Origin of the sequence: Faecalicoccus sp. LCP19S3_E2 (assembly GCF_052121255.1) — a bacterium.
Classification (GTDB): Bacteria; Bacillota_I; Bacilli_A; order Erysipelotrichales; family Erysipelotrichaceae; genus Faecalicoccus.
In genome coordinates this window covers 185,068-205,852 of the sequence record NZ_JBQKEP010000005.1, presented here as the reverse complement: position 1 = coordinate 205,852, position 20,785 = coordinate 185,068, and the positions used below count along the sequence as shown (strand labels likewise).

Genomic DNA, 20,785 nt, shown 5'->3' with positions numbered 1-20,785 from the left:
CGCTGGCCAGAAGGATATGGTTTTCACCGTTCATACAGATATAGCTGGCGCAGTAGCAGCGCTTGATATCGTCTAAGTGTTTTTTCTCGATCTTCATTTTGTTTTCTCCTTATAAATAAAGAGCCCTCATAGGGCTCTTTGTATTAACCAATTTCAATTTCAATATCTTCGGACAATTCTTCCTCTTCAACGATATCTTCATCTGTTTTCGGATGTTTTGGCTTTAATACAGATACGATCACTGCCGTAACCATCGCACCGATCAGATAAGCGGCAATCCAAAGCAATGGATTACTTGTCAAAGGAATCGCAAAGATACCACCATGTAAAACTGGTACAGTAACGCCCCAAGTCAGGATCAGACCATGTGCTACACCAGAACCGATCGTAACGGCAGGAACTACACGTTTTGGATCGTTAAAGGCAAATGGCAACGCCCCTTCAGTTACCTGACATAAAGACATGGCAATCGCAACTTTGGCATCTTCTCTTTCTTGTGCTGTATATTTTTTTGGTGTAAGAATCAATGCGGAAATAGCCATTCCTAAAGGCGGAGCCATGGCAGCCGCGTTCTTACCGGCAGCCGGTCCATATACACCGGAAGCCGCAAAAGCAGTAACGATAGAGAAGCAGATTTTATTAACCGGTCCACCCATATCGAATCCGGTCATACAACCTAAGATAAATCCTAAGCCGAATTTAGACATTCCGCTCATTCCCATAAATACATCGACTAAATAAGCAGTTAATGCAGCCAATGGTGGGCCAACCAAGAACATAATGACCACGGTCGCAACGATTCCGGACAGTACCGGATAGATAACGATCGGATACATGGATTTTAGTGCTTTCGATTTAGGGAATACATTCTGCATCCATAAAATCATTAAACCAATTAAGAATCCGCAAACCAACGCTCCTAAAAAACTAGCTTTAACTTGATTGGATAAATAACCGGCAACAATGCCTGGAGCAATTCCCGGTTTACCACAAATGGAATATGCGATTCCCGCACACAATACACCCATCATTAACGCAAAAGCTGCATTTCCCGCTTGTATAAATGCGTAACCAATCGTCCCCGCCGTTTCTACATCTCCGAACAAACGAGCAATTGCGGTACAAAATCCACCGATGACAATAACTGGAATCATATAAGAGATACCTGTCATACAGTGCTGTTTAAAGTGCTTAAAAACATCTGCGTACATAATTTCTCTCCTTAATGATTATTTTTTTAATTTTTGTTCAATTTGTTTTAATAGGTGTTCCGGTGATTTAATGGCAACGGATACCGGCACTTTTACAACGGGTTTCCCTTTAAAACGTTCTGTTCCGGAAACCGCAACATCGGTTGCCAGGATGACACAATCGGCATTCTTTACATCGTCTTCTGTCAACGGATATTCGATACCGCCACTTCCCTGTGTTTCAATCTTAACGCTCCATCCTAATTTTTTTCCGGTTTCAATCAATTTTTCTCTTGCCATGTATGTATGAGCAATTCCACATGTACAAGATGTGATACCTACGATATTCATTCTCTTTCCCTCCTTTCCTTATTGATTTACACGCTCATCAAAATATGATTTAAAAAGATTGAAGAACTCTTCTTTGGTCTTACAATCCATTAGCGAGTCGATATGTTCTTTGTATGCCAGTACAGCTGCTAACTGCGCCAACATACGTAAATGCGTATTTTGTAAGTTATCATTTGGCATAGCCAGTAAGAATACTAAGCGAACCGGTTGATCATCCAAACTTTCCCATTCAATAGGTGCTTTTGTCTTACCAATGGCCACACTGGCTTTGGATACACAATTGGTCAAGCCATGAGGAATCGCAATCGCATTTCCCATACCGGTTTCTCCAATACTTTCTCTTTCATAGACCGCATCGATGAAGCCGTCTAAATCATTGATATTTCCTTTTTTATCCAGCATGCCGGTTAAAGCGCGAATTGCTTCATCCTTACTGGCAACATCCATTTCCAGATCAATCAGATCTACATCTAATACTTCTAATAAATTCATAATATCCTTTCTAGAGATTCACTTTATTTGTGACTTTCTCTGGTCAATATTTCGTAAATTGACTTCTCATCTTCACATTTAGATATTTCATCGATTACTTTTTTATCTACAAGCATTTTGTATAGCCAACTCATCTTCATGACATCTTTCGCATCTTTTTTCTCGATGGCTAATACGACAATAAAATCGACATATTCTTTATTCCATAAAATCGGAACCTTACATTTACAAAACGCAAACTGCGTTTTTAATACATGTTCATGGAAGCCATGTGTAAGCACGATGCCATTTCCTACTTCCGTAGAACCCATCATTTCTCTTTTTAATACACCATCTAAGAAAGAAGAAGTGACATAACCACACATTTCCAAACGTTGTGATAAATTTTTTAAAATTGTATATTTATCTGTCTTATAACGTTCATACAGAATCGTTTGGTAAGAAAAATTGTTTTGTCCACTGGCTTCAAAGTTTTGAATCAGCTTTTGTATGCGTTGTACATCGACATCCATCAACAGTGGATTGACCTTTACACTTGGTTTATTCGTTGGAAAGACATTCGATGTATAAATCACAAGATCGGCCTGGTTGATTCGTTCCTGGTCTTCAAAGGAAACGTTGATAAAGTGCACGTCCGGAAAGTTTTCCTGCAGTTTGATGCGCAATAATTGTGAAACACCTACACCCAATGGACAAACTACGGCAACCGTCACCTGGCGATTCTTACTTTCGACAACCACTGATATATGAATGGCGATAAAGGCAATCTCTTCTTCTCCGGCCGTTACATTCAAATATTTCTTAAAGCTGGAGTTGATGATCGATGCAATAGAGAAAGAACTTGTATAATTCATCTTGATTTCATTTAATAAAGGATTGTATAAGTTCAATCCATATTTCAAACGATAGATCGTCGGTAAAAGATGATAGAATAACGACTGTTTGAAGTTCTCACTTTCATCAAATCCCAACGGAATGATCTTCTCTATATTGCCGATAAATTCATTGGCAATCTTTTTGGCAAGCTCCTTTAGATCATCAAACATCGGATTGGTGATAAAATCACTTCGCTCCAACAACATACCGGTAATATGCATCAGTAAATAATACGTTTCATCTTCCGGTATTTTTTCGTGAAGCAATTCCTCCAAAGAAGTGATCAACCTTGTCACTTCCGTATTTTTCCAGTTATTAAACTGCTCCAGATTAAACTCATGATCGTTCAAATAGCTTTTCTTTTGGCGAATACGTATCAACATGATCAATATGTGAAAGGACAGGTTTTTAATGTTGACCTCACTGAGATTGATCTTGTTTTCCTTGCTCCAACGTCTGACTAAATCTGCAATCTGTTGTTCATCTTCTGAAGAATACTTTTGTACAACCGACATAAACGGAACCTTTTTGCGGTTGAGCTGGGCTGCCAGACTGGAGATCGCATTTCGGATATCTCGTTCATCCCCTTCGACATATAAGCCCTGATTCTCTTTTCGGGATAATTGAAGATGATGGCCTTCCAGCCATTTATTCACTTCCTGCAGATCTTTATCGATCGTGGAACGACTCACATAAAAGCTTTCTGCGAAATATTGTGGATAAACACGACTGTTGCTTAAAAGGATCTGCGCCAGAATACTGCCAACCCGATATTCCTTTGAATACGATTCTGTAGGTAAGGGCTCGGTATTGAAACTGAGAAACAATGTGTTTTTATCCGCCATGCTCCCTTCGATCCATATACCAACATGTGGTTTTTTCATGAGTCTGCAGCCATGTGTGGATACAGCCGATTCAATCTGTGCTAAATCGGAGCGAATCGTTCGGGATGTTACATTTAACTTTTGTGAAATTTGGGTTGTTGTCAGAGGTTCCTTTGAAGAAAGCAGAAGTTCTAAAATCTTTTGTTTGCGATCGTTCATCTTTACCTCATCTTTCCGGGCAACGGAACCGATACACGTAAAGGATCTTTAAAGGAGTAACGACTTCCCGTATATTCCAAGGATTCCAGTTTTTCATGTGCATGAAGGATCTGTACCAAGCTGCCGTACCGATACAAATAATAGCCTAACAAGACGGCCAGAATGGCCAGACTGATCCAGGCAATAACAGCCTGATTCAACAAACAACAAAGAATTCCCGTAATACCAATGATTCGTATCGCATAGGTCATTCCTGTATTCCAAACGACATGCAGTTTTTTATGTTTTACATCTTTTTCAATTTTATAAAACCACATTTTGATCTCCTTACTATTTGGCTTGTGCTTTATGTCCTCCTACTTCATCTCGTAAAGAAGCAACCACTTTAGCCGCAAACGAATCATCTTGTTTTGAACGAAGTCTCATCATCAATGATAATGAAATGACCGGAACCGGTACGCCCAGATCACAAGCGGATTCGATTGTCCAACCAGTTGTCTTGCTGGCGCCGACAACACCTTTGATCTTTTCAAGATCTGGATCTTTTCTAAAGGCATTGGCGGCTAACTCTAAAAGCCATCCACGAATAACACTTGTCTTGCCCAACGATTCGGCAACATGTGCTAAATCATAGTTAAACTCACTTTTTTCCAGAAGTTCAAAGCCTTCTCCCAAAGTCTGCATATAGCCATAAAGCATCGCATTATGTACAATTTTTAAATAGTGTCCACTTCCTGTTTTTCCTGTATATAAGCATCCATCTGGTGCCGCAATGGATTCCAGTACATCTTTTAATGTGGATTCAAAGACTTCCGGATCACCGCCGACCATAAAGCTGGCTCCATGACGTGCACCATATACACCACCGGATGTTCCGATATCAAAGAAGTAAATTCCTTTTTCTTCCATGATCTTTGCCGTTTTTAAGCTGTCACGATGATCTGAGTTTCCTCCATCGATCACGATATCCCCTTTTTTACAAAGATCGGCAAGTGTTGCCAGTGTGGAATTGGTGATTGGTCCTGCCGGAAGCATGACCCAGATCACGTTTTGTCCTTCTTCCTTTGTCAACGCCTCCAGTGTTTCAAATGTCTTGATTCCATTTTCTTCTGCTTTTTTGCGGGCATCCGGATTGACATCAAAGCCTTGAGCTTCTACATTATGATCTTTCATATTCAAAGCTAAATTCATTCCCATTTTTCCTAGCCCGACCATCTTGATTTTCATGTTGATTCTCTCCTTTCGTTTTCTACGCTCTAAGCTTACAAAAATTTATAATTTGTGTAAATTGTTTAGGTATGAAAGCGTTTTATATCGATTTCCGCATTATTTTTTCCACAATTAGGCCAAAATGGGGAAATTTTATTGTGGAAATTCAATTCGCAGAATCTTCATTTCTTCCTTTCTTTTTCTGCGTTATGATGAACGAAAAGGGAGGTTTATTATGACGATAAAAGCAATTATTACCGATTTGGATGGTACGCTGCTCAATTCCAATAAACAGACTTCTGCCTATACAAAACACATATTAGAGCGTACCCGTCAAAAAGGAATTCATTTCTGCATGGCAACCGGAAGATGTCCGGAGTCCGTAGAATATAAATTGGAGGAATGGGGATTAGACGAGAATATACAATTTATCTTAGCTATGAATGGATCGACACTGTATGATCGAAAAGAAAAATATCGACAAGATTTTTATATGATGTCCGGTGATGCACTGATTGAAGTCGTTAAACACTTTGAGGATCTTCCGGTTTTGTTTCAAGTTCTTTATGGACCGGCTCGTTACACTTCCAGGATCACACCAGAATGGATTCAACGAAGCAAGTTATTTGGAGAAACCTTGATACAGGTCGATATGAAAGAATTCTTACATCATCGCACCACCAACAAATTCATTCTTCTATTTGAACCAGATTTAATGCCTGTGATCTTAGAAAGAGCCAGCCATTTTCATGATGCATCGCTTTATGGCTTTCCTTCCGGAAAAGATTGTTTTGAATATGTCGATTCGCATATCAATAAAGGCTTTGCCGTTCAAAAGCTTGCCGATCTTCTGAATATCCGCATGGATGAAATAGCCGCCTTTGGCGATGCCGGAAATGATATCGAGATGTTAGAAAGCGTAGGTCTATCGGTTGCGATGAAAAACGGCAGTGATGCGATCAAGGCCGTTGCCATGTATCAAACCGACTATGACAATAACGAAGATGGAGTTGCTCACTTTATTGAAGATCGTATATTAAAAACGGATGACTAAGCATCCGTTTTTAAATAAATCGGTGTGTTTTTCTCCATAATTTCCTGTGAAAGCTTCATGCTGGCAAACATAAATTCAAACTGTTTTCCATGGCTGCAGCGAGCACAATAATGCGCCATTTCCTGCAAGTATCGTGGATCTTCCTCTTCTAGATCCACAATGATAAACCAGTGTGTCGGTTTATCTTCCACGATTCGTTCCTTGAAATAGATCGAACGTACATTCGCATGTTCTTTTCCGTATTTGATCAAAATCTCTTTTAGATCATCTACATTTTTTGGTGTACGCAAGGAAACCTTCTCTCCTTTTAAGATTTGTGTTTCCTTTAAACCGGTATGACGAGGATGCTCTTTTAATCCCAACAAAAAAGGTGTTTGAAACGGTGTGTTGATACCATAAGGATCGACTACGATACCGGCAATATCCTTTTGTGCCATTTCCACGATGGGAATATACTGGTCAAATGTCAACAACAACATCTTACCGTTTTTAGAACCAGCCCATTTTTCACTTTCTTCTTTGGAAGTAAAGAAAGGAAAAAAGCGCTGTTTATCCGTTGTTTGAATGATCAAGATACTAAAATGTGTATCCGGTGGAAATGTCATATTTCCATGGTCATCCAGCTGTGGACTCTTATCCCAGGTAGCCGGTACAAACAACTGTGTTGTGATTAAAAGCTCCAGGGCCTTATTTCGATTCTGCGGTGTGTCCGTTTCCCGCAGATTTTTTAATGCTTCCTGCATTTCCCGATTCACAAAATTCATCATTTTACTCCCCACTTACTGCACATTCTTTAAAATAAATGCTTGGACTCTTTATTTGATGATAGCTCCAGTCCAGATCGCTGCCCACTTCTTCTACTTTTTTCATCAGATCCATGAAATTACCAGCAACCGTGATCAAGGTTACGCTGCGATCTCTTTTTCCATCTTTGACAAGATAGCCCGATGCCTGCAAAGAAAAGTTGGTCGTCACAAAGTCAATTCCCGCATGTAATCCCTGCAGATCGGTAATGACCAGGCCATCCTTCATCGTTTCTTCCAGCTGTTGCAACGATTTTTCTCCCGGTACGATACAACAGTTCATCGGTGATACCCCTATCGTTGAGGCATAGCCGGATTTAAAACCATTTCCGGTACTTTCCGTCTGCATACAGCTTGCCGATTTTGTCGAATGTAAAGCCTGTACAAATACACCGTCTTTGACTAAGACTTTCTTTCTGGTTGGGCAGCCTTCATCATCAAAATTGGCAATGGTCAAAGCTTCGACATTACGTGGATCATCTTCAATCGTGATTTTCTCAGAAAAGATCTTTTCATTCCATTTATCCTTTAAACAAGAGATTCCTTTATACAAAAGTTCCCCATTCCATAAACCGGTAAAAGCCGAAAACAACGAAGTCATCGCTTCAGTTTCAAAAATCACCGGTAAGGTCTGACTTGGCATTGAAGCTGCATTCAACTTTTCGATGGCTTTATCACAAACTTTTTTCACAAACACATCCAGATCCAGTGTCGATAGATCTTCGACAACTTCCACTTCATAGTTGACCTGCACATCGTTATTTTCGCCGGCTACGACATAGGCCATGATAATCTGCATACGCTCTTCATCTTCCACATCCAATCCCAGCGAATTAGTAATCATACGCTTTCCGGAAGCTTCCTGATATCCCAGTTCATTGACCTGCAGAATGCGTGGATCATAAGCTTTCAATTTACTTTCCAGTTGTTTTAGTACTTCTTTGACCTGTTCAACATCCGGAACGACCCACTTTGTAGGTTTATGTACACTTTCAAAAGGTTGCGGTGTGCGTATCTTGTCTTCTTCCTTGGATGAAATCGTTTTTGCCTGTTCAATCAAAGCCTGTAATACAGCATCCATCTGATCATCTTCAATCTTTTCAAAGGCCATATTTGCCATTTTCTTTTGATAGACTCCACGAATGGAAGTTCCCAACACCTTACTTGTGGTAAATGTATCCAGCTTGCCTTCATACCATGTGACAGAGCGCTCCGAAGTCAAAGACTGATAGATTTCAAAGCTTTCCAGGCCCAATTCCAAGGCACGATCGATCCATTTTTGCTTATTCATTTGCCGTACCTCCTACTGTAATACTGGAAACACGAATAGCCGGCTGTCCGACATCGACCGGAATACTACCGGAAGCCGAACCACACATCCCCTGTGCTCTTTCCAGATTGTTGCTGACTTTATCGATGTTCATCAAAATATCTTTTCCGTTTCCAATTAAGGATGCGCCCTTTACCGGATACGTGATCTTTCCGTTTTCGATCATATAGCCTTCGTTGACCACAAAGTTAAACTCCCCGGTTTGTGGATTGACACTGCCGCCACCCATCTTTTTGGCATACAATCCTTTTTGAATACCGGTAAACAGATCTTCAAAAGAATCCTTTCCCGGCGCAATATACGTATTCGACATACGAGATGTCGGCTCAAATTTATACGACTGACGACGACCGGAACCGGTACTTTCCATATGCATGCGTCTGGCATTTAAGCGATCAATCATGTAGCTTTGAAGAACACCATCCTTGATTAAGACACGTTTAATCTGAGGATTTCCTTCATCATCGATATTTTCACTGCCCCAGGCACCCGGAATCGTACCATCATCAATAGCCGTTACACAATCACTGGCAATCTTTTCATTCAACTTTCCGGTAAAGACACTCTGGTTTTTCGCAACCGATGTGGCCTCCAAAGAATGACCACAGGCTTCATGGAAAATAACTCCACCAAAGCCATTATCGATGACTACCGGCATTTTTCCTGACGGACAGTCCTTTGCCTCTAATAAAACCAATGCTGTGCGTGCGGCCTCTTTTCCAATCGATTCCGGTGTGGTCTGATCAAAGAATTCCAATCCCTGACTGGCTCCCGGACTGTCGCTTCCGGACTGCATAGAAGAAGCATCCTGCGCAAAAGCTGTGATGGGCATACGCACACGAGTTCGTGTATCCTTGACAAATTTTCCTTCACTGGTGGAAATTTGTACCTTCTGGCGCACACTGCTTAAAGAACCGGTCACTTTTACAATGCGATCATCTGCTTCTTTAGCTGCTTTATACGCTCTTTTCAACAGCGCTACCTTTTCCTCTAAAGAGGCTTCGATCGGATTTTTGACGATCGGATGATGATTTTCAATCACCGATTCCGTTAGACGGATCGTTACTTTCTTATCACTTGTACCCAAAGCGCTCTTTAAATCATCCACCAGCGCAAAAATCGTATTCTGATCCAACTCATTTGTATATCCATAAACGGACTGTACACCTTTATACAGACGAATTCCAATGCCCGCACGAACCACACGGTTCATCTCTTCGACATCACCATTTAACATTGAGATTCCTTCACTGGTCGTATCTTCTTCAAAAAGCTCCGCAAAATCTGCTTCACTTTGCATACAACGCGAAAGAATCACTTCACATTGTTCTTTGGTTAACATACTGCACCTCCAATATCCCCATTATAACAAAAAAGACCTCTAAAAGGTCTTTTATTGAATCGCATCTACAAATCTTTTTGTAATGACCTGAGGACGCGTAATGATGGAACCCACAACTACACTGTAAGAACCAATCTCCAAAACACGTCTTGCCTTTTCCGGTGTATCGATATTTCCTTCGGCAATGATAGGACGATCGATCTTAGAAACCAGTTCACGGATGATTTCAAAATCATTGGATTCAATATGCAATCCCTTTGATTCTTCGGTATATCCTACCAAAGTAGTACCGACAAAATCAAATCCTAATTCAGCGGCATGCAACATTTCATCCAAGGTTGAACAATCCGCCATCAAAAGCTGTTCCGGATATTTAGCACGAATATCTTTATAGAATTCATCCAATGTCTTTCCATCCGGACGTACATGACAAGTCGCATCTAAAGCGATTACTTCCGGACCGGCTTCCATTAACTCATCAATCTCCTTCATTGTCGGTGTGATGTAAACCGGATTATCGCCATAGTTGCGCTTAATGATACCAATGACCGGTAAATCTACCTGTTTTTTGATTTCAATGATATCACTCACACTATTGGCACGAATTCCTTTGGCGCCACCCTGTTTTGCTGCGACGGCCATACGGCCCATAATAAAGGAAGAATGCAGCGGTTCTTCCGGCAAAGCCTGACAGGAAACAATCAGCTTGCCCTTAACTTGATCCATCTTTTTCATATCTTTATGATACCACACTCCCTAAAAAAATTGGGTATTTCCCAAAGAAAAAACTCGTATAATTTCCATTATACGAGTCAAACAATAGGTCGAATGGTTGCCTATTTATTTTCACAACATCATTATAAGCCTATCAAAACAATATGTAAACCGTTTTGTGTTTCGCTGCTTTATCCTTCTATTTCCAGACGTTTTAAATGCTTCCATTCCCGTAAGACAAAAATCAGGGAAACGACAAAGGCTACGCCATCCGCAACTGGCGCACTGTACATGATTCCATCTAAGCCTAAAAAATGAGGTAGGATCAAGACCAGCGGTATAAAGAACAATACCTGTCTTGTCAAAGAAAGCACCATACCTTTTAACGGTTTACCAACCGCTGAAAAATAACCTGAGGAAATAATTTGAATACTGATTACACAAGTCAGGGATAAAAAGATCTTCATAAAATGTATGGCAAATTCAAAATATAATGGATCGCCAGTTCCAAACAAGGAAAGGATCGGTGCCGTAAATAACTGAAAACAAGCCCAGCCAATGATCGAAACAGCCAAACCATAGCTTAAAGATAGCCGCAAGGTTTGACGTACCCTTTCATACGATTTAGCACCATAGTTAAAACCAACGATGGGCTGTGTCCCTTGTGAAATACCAATAATTACGGCCATCAAGATCGAATTGACCTTCATCACGATTCCACACGCCGCCAACGGAATATCCTGTCCATAGACGGAAAACTGACCATAATATACCAGTGAATTGTTTAAAACGATCTGCACGACAAGAATGGCACACTGATTGATCGATGCACTGATACCGATAGCCGCCGTTTCCAATGTTTGATGAAGAGAAAAACGGAAGTCTTTTCGTTCCAGTTGAACATGTTTAAAGTTTTTTAAGTAAATCGCACCAACCACAAACGAACCAACCTGACCGATCACAGTCGCCCAGGCAGCCCCGGCCACACCCATACTGAAAATAAAGATAAAGATCGGATCCAGAATCGTATTCATGGCAGCACCAACCAACATACAAGCCATAGAGTATTTTGGACTGCCATCGGCACGAATCATATTACTGAGAACATTAGTACCGATCAAAAACGGTGCTCCTAATGTCGTGATCGAAGTATATTGCAGCGCATACGGCAAAATACGATCGGTAGCCCCAAAGGCCCGCATTAAAGGTGTCAGAAACAAGAACATAAGGACCACATAGATCACACTGCTGATCAACATAGCCATGATTCCGTTTCCAATCACGTGTCTTGCCTTATCATTTTCTTTAGCACCCAGATATAAAGAAAAACGAGAAGCCGATCCGATTCCGATCAACAACGAGATAGCCAGTGTAATCGTAGTTAAAGGGAACGCAACATTGGTGGCCGCATTCCCTAAATAACCAACACCCTGACCGATAAAAATCTGATCGACAATATTATATAGTGAGCTTACCAGCATTGAAATGATGCTGGGAATCGCAAAACTTCTTAACAGCTTTGACGGCTTTTCAATTCCAAGAATATTCTCCATACACATCTCCTATTTACTTTCCACGAAATGCAGTATAAAGATTTCATTAAGATTTTTCAAGTTTTTTATTTCTCAATATCGATCTTATCTTCTGCATCTACACGATAGTCTTCGGCATCCTCGATGGCTTCCTGCTCACTATCATCCTGTGAATACAAATAAGATACATCCACGCTGATCTTTCCAATTCCATCTTTTGTCGGTTTTAAGCCCGATGCAGTAGCCATATAATACTCTACATGATTAACCGTATCACCATCATATGTTGAAGTAATATCTGCTTTATAAATCAGCTTCAAAGAGCCTTCTCCACTTCCCTTTGCATATGTATAGTAAGCTGCGATTTGATTCAATGAATTTACGGTAATTGTTTCTTTTCCAAAGTATTGATACGTTGTATCCTTTGCCTTTTTCATTACTTTATCATAGGTTCTGTCTAACACCGTTTTTTGATCTTCTTTAGAAAGATCATCCCATGTGCGATACACCTCTTCTAAGCCTTTTACTTCGATCGTCTTCGAGGCTTTAGTAACATCCAACTTTAAACTATTGGCCGTTTCCTTAGAATAATTGGCTGTAATTGTAACTTCATCCCCATTTGATAATTCGCCATTATTTTCAACTTCATAAGTTACACCATAAATAAATGAAGTAATATCCGCATTAGTATGATCATAATCCGCAGTCCCTTCTATCGTTGCACTTCCCTCGCCATCATAGCCGGAGAAAGTTACCTGGACATCGGAAACAAGATCAAGAGGTGTCTTTTTAAACATGTTGTATAAACCAAAGCCTACACATCCAACTAAAACAACGGCACACACAGATACAATACCAATCAATGTTTTCTTACCCTTTGGATCTCTGGCAAATGTCTGCAGCTTCTTAATTAAATTTTCCGTTCCCTTTTCAAATTTTGTACTATTCACACTTTCCCCTTTTTTATCCATACGCATAAAGAGGATGGCAACAATCAAATACGAGATATGCGCAAGAAATAAAATAATAAACGGAATTTTCATGGACTCAATGTTTTGAAGATTATAGGCAGAAGATAACATACCACCAAAATCCATTCTTGCGACACTGGAAAGAGCACTGACCGTAGAAACCCCATAGATCTCAAACAATAAAGCTACCACACTAATCACAAAAGGAATCACAGTCATTTCCTTTTTCTCTTTGAAATAGAAAATCTTTAATCCCCAGCCAATGACTAATAAAATCACCAGCAGTAAATCAATGTAATACAATATGCAGGCAAAGCTCAAACCACTTAAAGAATTCGATAAGGCTGATGCATAATCCGACCATGAAGATCCACTGTTGGATAAATTTCCCACGCCAGAATAACAGATCAGTGCCATCAATATCATCAAACCACCACTTACGATATTCGCAATATACAAATTCTTGTTTGTTAAATACTTTCTTAAACTTTCCATATACTTTCTCCTCTTAAATATTTCATGAATCTATAACAATCTTATAACATAATTATACATATTTTACACATAAAATTAATATGATTTAGTTGTCTATTTCAAATCCAGTATCATCATCATAGTTATAGTAAGGTATAGGTTCATAATCGATATATTTTTGCCCTTGAGGAAATTCTGTAGGCTCCATTACACTTTCTTCGTGTAATTTAATACCTTTAAGTGTTATTCGATCCACATTTTGAAATCCCATATGCGCAGTACTTCTATAGATGCCAATTCCATCTGGATCAATTGCTAAATATGCATGTGAAGCCGATATATCCCCTATATAAAATAACTTATTCGCATAAGTATAGATTGAATAAGTGTAATCAGCTTCACATGTTACACTTTTAATTATTAGTTCTATTATCCCATCGTGATCAATATCATAAAGAGAATACTCTGCAACACTTATCTCGTCTGTTTCTATTTTTCGAGCAAACTTATTAACTTCATCTTTATAAGCTTTTAATATTTTAGAGTTATCTGCTGTTTTATTTTCTGATTTGTTTTCGATTTTAATATATTTCCATTTTCCATCTTTTTAAATATTTAAAAAAAGACAATAGAATCCATTTCTATTGCCCTTATGTTGATTTACATGTCTAAAAATTCTTGAGTGGTCATGACAGTTGCGAATTCATGGTTCAATGCCGCCAGATTATAAAGATGAATCTTTTGAGGATCGAGCCAATTTCCATTTTGATCAAAGAGTGCATAGGTTGCAGTAGCATCTTCAATCAATGTCACATCAAAGCCTAAATTGGCTGCCATACGTGTTGTAGTAGAAACACAATGTGGTAAGGTCAGGCCGGCAATAACCAACTCCTGAATATCTTGTTTATGCAGATATTCCTCCAAGTCGGTTCCAATAAAAGCACTGTTGACAAACTTCTGAATAACCTTTTCATCTCCTTGCGGGCCAAAGCCTTTTTGAAATGCACGATTTTTCTCAGATAGGAAAAAAGAATCTTCTGCCGTTCCCAAGTGTTGAATATGAATCACAGGATTTCCTTTTTTACGAAAATGTTCCATTAATCTCAACATATTTTTCTCAGCATCTTTATTGTTTCGAATCGGTTGCTTCGGATCCAAAAAACCATTTTGTGCATCAATCATCAATAAAGCTCTCATTTTCGAATCTCCTTTATTTAAAAGCGATTATAAAAAAAGAAAGCCTGTCTTACAAGCAACACGCTTTCCTAGGAAGATTTTAATCCTTTTTTCTTTTTAAACTTTTCAATTTCTGTATAAATGTCTTTTCGCCAGCGAAGCATCTGCAGGATACCGGCATGTTTTAAATCGGTTTCATTTTTACTGTGTCTTCGATACAACAAATAAACATCCGGCACCAAAACATTTTTTCCGGTCAGTTCGCCCACTAAACCGATCCATTGATCGTGCATGGGAATGGCTTTAGGAAAGGGCAAGATATCATCCTTTAAACTTTGGCGAAAGGCCATACAACAACCACGATAGCCGTTTTTGAGAATATTTTCTTTGACACCTAATTTCACATTTCTCTCTTTGAAAATAGAAGGAATCTGTATGTGCAGGTTCTCATCGGTCACAGCTGCATCATGAATGACAACCTGTACTTGCTCATCCTCAAACTCTTTTAAGATGCGTTCGACTTTTCCATCTAACCAGACATCATCCTGATCGGATAAAAACAGAATCTCGTTTTTGGCAAGATTGATCGCATTTTCAAAGTTTTTTAATACGCCAAGACTGGGTCCATGCACGATTTGAATACGATCATCCTTTTTGGCCATCTTCTGTACGATATACTCAGTATTGTCGGTTGAAAAGTCTAAAGAAACTAACAATTCATCATCCATATGCAACTGTTTTAATATCGATTCCATTTGTTGTTGAATGTATTGTTGGCCATTATAAGCCGCCATTGCAACCGAAACACTTTTTCTTTTCATTTCCTTTACCACTTCCAAACTATTGACAAATCTTTATATTGGATCACAGCACGAAGCTTTCGTTTCCATAATATGCTTCTATATAAGAAACGCTGCGACAGATTCTTTCCATAAAAAACATGTAAATCTTTTTTTAAGATAGAAAATCGAGTTTTTGCCGAAGTTTTATCATTTTCAAATACCGAAAAATTCTGTTGAATCTGTTGATTTAAAATGTGGATCGAATACTGATGTTTTTTTAGCTGCCTGATAAAATCATGATCGATATACTCTAAAAACAAGTTTTCATTGTATCGAATCTTTTGATATACGTTTAAAGATACGATCATGCCACTATTGATGGCGGTTATATTTTCTCGGGTGATGGATGAAAGATCATGAATCGCTTTGACTCTTCCTCTATGAATCGTGCAGGGCGAAAGAATTTGTTCTTTGGCCTTTACGACCGGTACATATACATCTGCTTGTACAGATAGCATTTCCTGTGTAGCTTTATTTAGAAAATCGTTTTCAAAGAGCGTATCATCATCCATAATCATTACAAAACAAGGCTTCTGTTCTTTTTCTTGAAGAAGTGAAATCGCCTGATTATAAGCTTTGCTTAATCCTTGATTTCCCTTCATATCCAAATATACATTTCCGTCTTTTTCAACCTGCTTTTGATTTCTTTTACGAATCTCTTCATTCGTACTGTTATCGGCTACAATGACAGAAAGTTGATCTTTAAATGTCGCATACGAAGATGATTTTTCAATGGAGTGATTATAGATCACCAAAATACCATATTCGATTCTCATATCAGCTTCTCCCATGCATCCTGCATCGTCTTGAAAAAGGAGTCCTTTGTGAAAACTGTTTCGTATAAGTGTTTGATCTGTTTTCTTTGTTCATACTGTTCCTGTAGCGTTTGTGTGCATACCTTTTGCGCATAAAGCTCAATTTGATCAAAGGGAACATGAAACCCGATGTTACAGGTTTCGCAAAACTCTCTGGTATCGCCGCCAATCGTATTGATCAACGGAATCTGACCGCACATATAATCCAGTGACTTCATCGTCAATCCGACAACCACACTTTCTTTCATGACATTCAATGCGTAATTGCATTGATCAAAAATCTCTTGTTTCTTCTTTTGATCATATACTTTTTGATGATCGATAACCTGAACACCTTTTCGCTTTACATTTTGAATAAGCTGCTCTTTGGATTCCCCATCACCAATCAAATGTAAAGTAACCGGCCGATATTGTTGACAGGCGCTTAAAAATTTTTCGATGAAATCAATATCGATAATATGATTCATCGATCCCAAATAACAAAAGCTAAGCTCTGTATCCTTGATTTGAAGATGGCTCTCTAATGGCTTTTCCTGTCTGGCCCAATATAAGACCTTATATTTCTCATTGTCTTCTTTCTGTAAAACTTGCTGGTATAGCTTACACTCCGTAAAAATAAGATCAGCCTGATCTAAATCTTTATCGCGAATCTGTTTCCAAAGTGTAAATGGAAAAACATTCTTGAACTTAGAAATTGGCATAGTTTCCGGCCATAGATCAATCAAATCAAAGATTAGTTTTGTCTTTGGTTGTTTATGTTTGATCAAAGCCATAAATTTCACCAGTGAATTACAAGGCACGAATACATGTAGAACATCCCATGTTTCTGCCTCCAAAAGTTTTTCTGCTTTTTTAGAAAAATCATAATGCGATGTTAAGCGTGCTACAGATAAGTTTTTATGATACGGTTTGGTATCGATCCATTCATCAACCAAAGAAGATTCTCTGTTTTTTTCTTTTTTTCGATGAGAAAAATCTGAAGCGATGACTTTTACCTGGGCTCTTTTTTGATAAAACTCCTTTAACAGTGCTACTCGATCAAAATATGTATCAAAGGCACAGACAATTCCTACCTTCATAGAGCCGTCTCTCCTTTTTCTGTAAGCTGTATGCTTTGATCAAATGAATAGCGTTGGTAATCTAAGGAAAATGCCGAAAGTGAAGGATCGATAATCAAGTTTCCAAACACTTTATTCACAGCACTGACAGAGTGAAACAATCGCACAAAAGGATTGAACAATGAGATAAATAAAATTTTATGATCATGATATTGTGCAATCTTTTTTACAAGATCACAAGTCGAAACATAGTGCTCATTTTGAGGAAGATAAATGCCTTCCAGTTCCTTATCGATACAGCGTTTGACAAACAATGCGAGATTTCCTATAAACAACATGCTTCTTTCATTTTTGATTGTCGGAAACACCGGTGTTTTACCGGCAAACTTTGCCAATAAAGGATAATTTCCTTTTGATTGTGGCCCGTAGATCATCGGTGGTCTTAGTATGACGATCTTCATGGAGCCGGGAATGGATAAGATCTTTTTTTCCGCCTGTTTTTTAGAATCGCCATAAAAGTTATCCGGTTCTAATGGCGTGTCTTTAGTAATCACGCGTTTTTGCCCAACCTTACCGCTGCCATAAACGATGATCGAACTCATAAAGATGAATTGTGAAACACCTTCTTTAGCTGCCTTACAAGCCGTTTGATAGGCCAGTTCTGTATTCACCTGATAATAGAAATCTCTTTGACTTTCATCGGGTGTGGAATGAGCCAGACCAGCCACATGATAGACAACATCAAATCCTGAAAAATCAAAGCTTTGCCAGTTGGGATCCATCATATCCAGCTCCTGCACCTGATATTTTTGTGGATATCGATTTAATTCCTGTTTCACAAAAGAACCAAGATAGCTGTTTTTTCCGGTAATCAGTACCTTTTTCATTGGGAATCTCCTTCATGCATGCTTCCGGTTCCACCTTCCACAACACCTTCATGTTTCAAGACAGATGTAATCGTCAATAAAAAACATTTACAGTCAAACAAAAAACTCATTCTTTGTACATATTCTCCATCCAGCTTGGCCTTAACTGAAATCTCCAGTTCATCCCGACCGTTGATCTGTGCCCATCCGGTCAGTCCCGGCATCACATCATTGGCCTGATAAAGATCGCGTTGTTCGATCAAATCATACTGATTCCATAAAGCCGGGCGCGGCCCTACGATTGACATATCGCCTTTAATGATATTGATCAGCTGCGGAAGTTCATCTAACGAAGTTTTTCGCAGGAAACGACCGACACTGGTAATATACTGATCCGGATCGGATAATAAATGCGTCGGTACATCTTTTGGTGTATCGATCTTCATTGTGCGAAACTTTAAAATATCAAAATATGTTTTATGAATACCCACTCGTTTCTGTTTAAAGAAAATCGGTCCTTTGGAGGTGATCTTGATCAACAGACAAAGGATCAAAAAAAGTGGTGATAAGACGATAAAACCGAGCAAACTAATCAAAAAATCAATCAACCGCTTCCCATATTTAGAATACATACGCTCAACTCCTGTATTTTTTCTCTAAGAGATATTGTACCATAAATCGCTTTGGAATGAGCGGCAACAAAAAAAGATGGACAATATCCATCTAATTCATTCGATCTTTAATGGCCTCCATCAATACAGACTTGATCTTTGCGACATCATCGGTCTTCATGATGATATCGTATAACGTCGTGATCTTCTGATCCACTTCTTCCTGAGAAATATCGATAGGCTCATGCACAAAGATCAGCTTATTCTGAGTACGATGACATTTTTCAATTTCCAGGGCCAGCTCCTCAAACATCTTTTCACCCGGTCGCAAACCGATTTCCTTGATTTCAATATCTTTGTAGGGAACCGAACCCGATAAAGAGATCATCTTTTCGGCAAGATCAAGGATCTTTACCGGTTTGCCCATATCCAATACAAAGATTTCTCTGTGATTGGCATAGTAGCCTGCCTGTAAAACAAGCTGGGCTGCCTCCGGTATCGTCATAAAGTAGCGCTGTATATTTTTATCCGTAATGGTCACCGGTCCACCCTGCTTGATCTGTTCTTTAAAGATTGGGATGACCGAACCATTGGAGCCTAATACATTTCCAAAACGAACGGCCGCCATTTTGATCGGCTTATCAGTTTCTCGTGATTGCAAGATTAGCTCTGTCATACGTTTGGTAGCACCCATGACATTCGTGGGATTGACCGCTTTATCGGTAGAAATCATGATGAAGCGCTGTACATTATTGGCAATACAGGCATCAATCACATTTTTTGTACCAAATACATTGTTGCGAATGGCTTCGGTTGGTCGATCTTCCATCAAAGGCACATGCTTATGAGCAGCCGCATGATACACAACATCCGGCTGATATTTCTTTAATATTTTAAAGATTTCATCGCGTTCCCGAATGGAAACGATCAAAGTTTCCAGCTGCACATCGGCTCTATATTTTCCCTGACGAATCCCACGTAAGATTTCCTGTTTCAACATGTACAGTGTATTTTCGTTGATATCCAGTAAAACCAGAGTCTTCGGATCAAACTTCAAGATCTGACGAACCAGCTCCGAACCGATAGAACCACCGGCTCCGGTCACACAGATGACTTTATCACACAGGTATGATCCAATCTGTTCATTTTCTAAATTGATGCTTGGTCTTTCCAACAAGTCTTCGATCTGAATATCTTCGACATGCACCGGCGAATTCAAATCACTTTCAGTTGTAAAGCGCATGATCTTCGTATTTGCTCCGGAAGATGCACATAGATCGATAATTCTCTGTTTTTGTTGACGAGTGGCTTTCGAAATCGCAATGAACACGTGTTTGACATCGTATTTGGCACAGACTTCTTTGACATCATCAACCGTTCCCAATACTTTTTTTCCATTAACGATAGTTCCCTTTTCCTTCATATCATCTAAAAAGCCGATAACATTATAAGGATAGCTGGAGCCTCGATAAATCTCGCTCAACATCAGATAACCGGCATTTCCGGCACCTACGATCAGGGCGTTTTCATTTCGTTCCATATCCAAGGCATATCTTCGAAAAGATCGATACACTAAACGAGAGCCTAGACAGATAAAGAAAGAAATCGTTTCCGCCATAACTAAGATCTGCGTATGTAGAAATAAACCGGCTGAATACGAAAAGATCAACATGATCACCAGACAACTGATCGACTTCAAGGCAGCTCGAATCACTTCACTGGGACCGGTAAACGTCCATAAGCTTTTATGAGTCTGAAAAATGATTCCCATGATCGCATGCAGCAGCAGCACAAAACACATTCCCAAAATAATGGCGCGGGTAATATGAAGCATACCGCCATTCAAAAAGAAATCATTATCAAAAAAGAACGCAAATACATAACTGAAAAAAACAACGGTAATATCATATAAAGAGATCAGGATACCTCTATATTTTTGATACACCATAGATTTATATAAACTTGTCATACATTCACCTATATCTTACACATTATAGCGTATTTTCCTCAAAATACAAAATCGGACTTTTTCCTTA

At 39.1% G+C, this 20,785-nt stretch carries 21 protein-coding genes; 1 reads left to right on the top strand and 20 read right to left on the bottom strand.

Annotated features, from left to right (window positions below; genetic code table 11):
* Positions 1 to 143 precede the first annotated feature (143 nt).
* From ACTQX6_RS06875 to gnd, 6 genes are read right to left on the bottom strand one after another with little or no spacing between them, the layout of a single operon-like run.
* Positions 144 to 1,211, bottom strand: a complete 1,068-nt coding sequence (locus tag ACTQX6_RS06875; RefSeq protein WP_117445630.1) for a PTS fructose transporter subunit IIC — start codon at positions 1,209 to 1,211, stop codon at positions 144 to 146.
* 18 nt (positions 1,212 to 1,229) lie between these two features.
* A complete protein-coding gene (locus tag ACTQX6_RS06870; RefSeq protein WP_117445631.1) occupies positions 1,230 to 1,541 on the bottom strand; it encodes a PTS fructose transporter subunit IIB in 312 nt (103 codons plus the stop codon).
* 18 nt (positions 1,542 to 1,559) lie between these two features.
* Positions 1,560 to 2,033, bottom strand: a complete 474-nt coding sequence (locus tag ACTQX6_RS06865) for a PTS sugar transporter subunit IIA (protein ID WP_195223031.1) — start codon at positions 2,031 to 2,033, stop codon at positions 1,560 to 1,562.
* 23 nt (positions 2,034 to 2,056) lie between these two features.
* Complete coding sequence (locus ACTQX6_RS06860) at positions 2,057 to 3,952, bottom strand: BglG family transcription antiterminator (protein WP_168966724.1); 1,896 nt, start codon at positions 3,950 to 3,952, stop codon at positions 2,057 to 2,059.
* 2 nt (positions 3,953 to 3,954) lie between these two features.
* Positions 3,955 to 4,269, bottom strand: a complete 315-nt coding sequence (locus ACTQX6_RS06855; protein ID WP_167697859.1) for a hypothetical protein — start codon at positions 4,267 to 4,269, stop codon at positions 3,955 to 3,957.
* Between the two features lie 13 nt (positions 4,270 to 4,282).
* Positions 4,283 to 5,179: a phosphogluconate dehydrogenase (NAD(+)-dependent, decarboxylating) gene (gnd, locus tag ACTQX6_RS06850; RefSeq protein WP_117445635.1), complete on the bottom strand. Its 897-nt coding sequence runs from the start codon at positions 5,177 to 5,179 to the stop codon at positions 4,283 to 4,285.
* A 217-nt stretch (positions 5,180 to 5,396) separates the two neighbouring features.
* Here gnd and ACTQX6_RS06845 point away from each other — a divergent pair, with 217 nt between their 5' ends.
* Positions 5,397 to 6,215, top strand: coding sequence for a Cof-type HAD-IIB family hydrolase (locus ACTQX6_RS06845; protein ID WP_294687426.1), 819 nt, complete (start codon positions 5,397 to 5,399; stop codon positions 6,213 to 6,215).
* On the opposite strand, the gene ACTQX6_RS06840 is transcribed toward ACTQX6_RS06845, so the two are convergent.
* From ACTQX6_RS06840 to ACTQX6_RS06775, 14 genes are all read right to left on the bottom strand, one after another.
* Positions 6,212 to 6,982, bottom strand: a complete 771-nt coding sequence (locus tag ACTQX6_RS06840) for an enhanced serine sensitivity protein SseB C-terminal domain-containing protein (protein WP_294687429.1) — start codon at positions 6,980 to 6,982, stop codon at positions 6,212 to 6,214. The two genes, ACTQX6_RS06845 and ACTQX6_RS06840, sit on opposite strands and share 4 nt — an antisense overlap.
* 1 nt (position 6,983) lies before the next feature.
* On the bottom strand, positions 6,984 to 8,309 hold the full coding sequence (locus tag ACTQX6_RS06835) for a TldD/PmbA family protein (protein WP_195223036.1): 1,326 nt from the start codon (positions 8,307 to 8,309) through the stop codon (positions 6,984 to 6,986).
* Positions 8,302 to 9,690, bottom strand: a complete 1,389-nt coding sequence (locus ACTQX6_RS06830) for a TldD/PmbA family protein (protein WP_294687431.1) — start codon at positions 9,688 to 9,690, stop codon at positions 8,302 to 8,304. Before ACTQX6_RS06830 ends, ACTQX6_RS06835 begins: the two co-directional genes overlap by 8 nt.
* A 51-nt stretch (positions 9,691 to 9,741) precedes the next feature.
* Positions 9,742 to 10,416 carry an N-acetylmannosamine-6-phosphate 2-epimerase gene (locus tag ACTQX6_RS06825; protein WP_420913462.1) on the bottom strand — a complete coding sequence of 225 codons (675 nt, stop codon included), beginning with the start codon at positions 10,414 to 10,416 and terminating at the stop codon, positions 9,742 to 9,744.
* 179 nt (positions 10,417 to 10,595) lie between these two features.
* Positions 10,596 to 11,957: an MATE family efflux transporter gene (locus ACTQX6_RS06820; RefSeq protein ID WP_294687436.1), complete on the bottom strand. Its 1,362-nt coding sequence runs from the start codon at positions 11,955 to 11,957 to the stop codon at positions 10,596 to 10,598.
* Between the two features lie 65 nt (positions 11,958 to 12,022).
* Positions 12,023 to 13,402: a hypothetical protein gene (locus ACTQX6_RS06815; RefSeq protein WP_294687439.1), complete on the bottom strand. Its 1,380-nt coding sequence runs from the start codon at positions 13,400 to 13,402 to the stop codon at positions 12,023 to 12,025.
* Between the two features lie 85 nt (positions 13,403 to 13,487).
* Positions 13,488 to 13,652 (bottom strand): hypothetical protein, encoded by a 165-nt coding sequence (locus ACTQX6_RS06810; protein ID WP_181965566.1) that lies wholly within the window; start codon positions 13,650 to 13,652, stop codon positions 13,488 to 13,490.
* Between the two features lie 389 nt (positions 13,653 to 14,041).
* Positions 14,042 to 14,578 (bottom strand): cysteine hydrolase family protein, encoded by a 537-nt coding sequence (locus tag ACTQX6_RS06805; protein WP_117445642.1) that lies wholly within the window; start codon positions 14,576 to 14,578, stop codon positions 14,042 to 14,044.
* 68 nt (positions 14,579 to 14,646) lie between these two features.
* Complete coding sequence (locus ACTQX6_RS06800; RefSeq protein WP_294687442.1) at positions 14,647 to 15,378, bottom strand: glycosyltransferase; 732 nt, start codon at positions 15,376 to 15,378, stop codon at positions 14,647 to 14,649.
* 5 nt (positions 15,379 to 15,383) lie between these two features.
* Positions 15,384 to 16,175 (bottom strand): glycosyltransferase, encoded by a 792-nt coding sequence (locus ACTQX6_RS06795; protein WP_181965567.1) that lies wholly within the window; start codon positions 16,173 to 16,175, stop codon positions 15,384 to 15,386.
* Positions 16,172 to 17,293, bottom strand: a complete 1,122-nt coding sequence (locus tag ACTQX6_RS06790) for a glycosyltransferase (protein WP_294687446.1) — start codon at positions 17,291 to 17,293, stop codon at positions 16,172 to 16,174. Before ACTQX6_RS06790 ends, ACTQX6_RS06795 begins: the two co-directional genes overlap by 4 nt.
* A complete protein-coding gene (locus tag ACTQX6_RS06785; protein WP_294687448.1) occupies positions 17,290 to 18,159 on the bottom strand; it encodes an NAD-dependent epimerase/dehydratase family protein in 870 nt (289 codons plus the stop codon). The genes ACTQX6_RS06790 and ACTQX6_RS06785 overlap by 4 nt, the downstream gene beginning before the upstream one ends.
* Positions 18,156 to 18,770 carry a sugar transferase gene (locus ACTQX6_RS06780; RefSeq protein ID WP_022789720.1) on the bottom strand — a complete coding sequence of 205 codons (615 nt, stop codon included), beginning with the start codon at positions 18,768 to 18,770 and terminating at the stop codon, positions 18,156 to 18,158. Before ACTQX6_RS06780 ends, ACTQX6_RS06785 begins: the two co-directional genes overlap by 4 nt.
* Positions 18,771 to 18,861: 91 nt before the next feature.
* The gene (locus tag ACTQX6_RS06775) at positions 18,862 to 20,718 is read right to left on the bottom strand and encodes a polysaccharide biosynthesis protein (RefSeq protein ID WP_303971127.1); all 1,857 of its coding nucleotides are present in this window, start codon (positions 20,716 to 20,718) and stop codon (positions 18,862 to 18,864) included.
* Positions 20,719 to 20,785 lie beyond the last annotated feature (67 nt).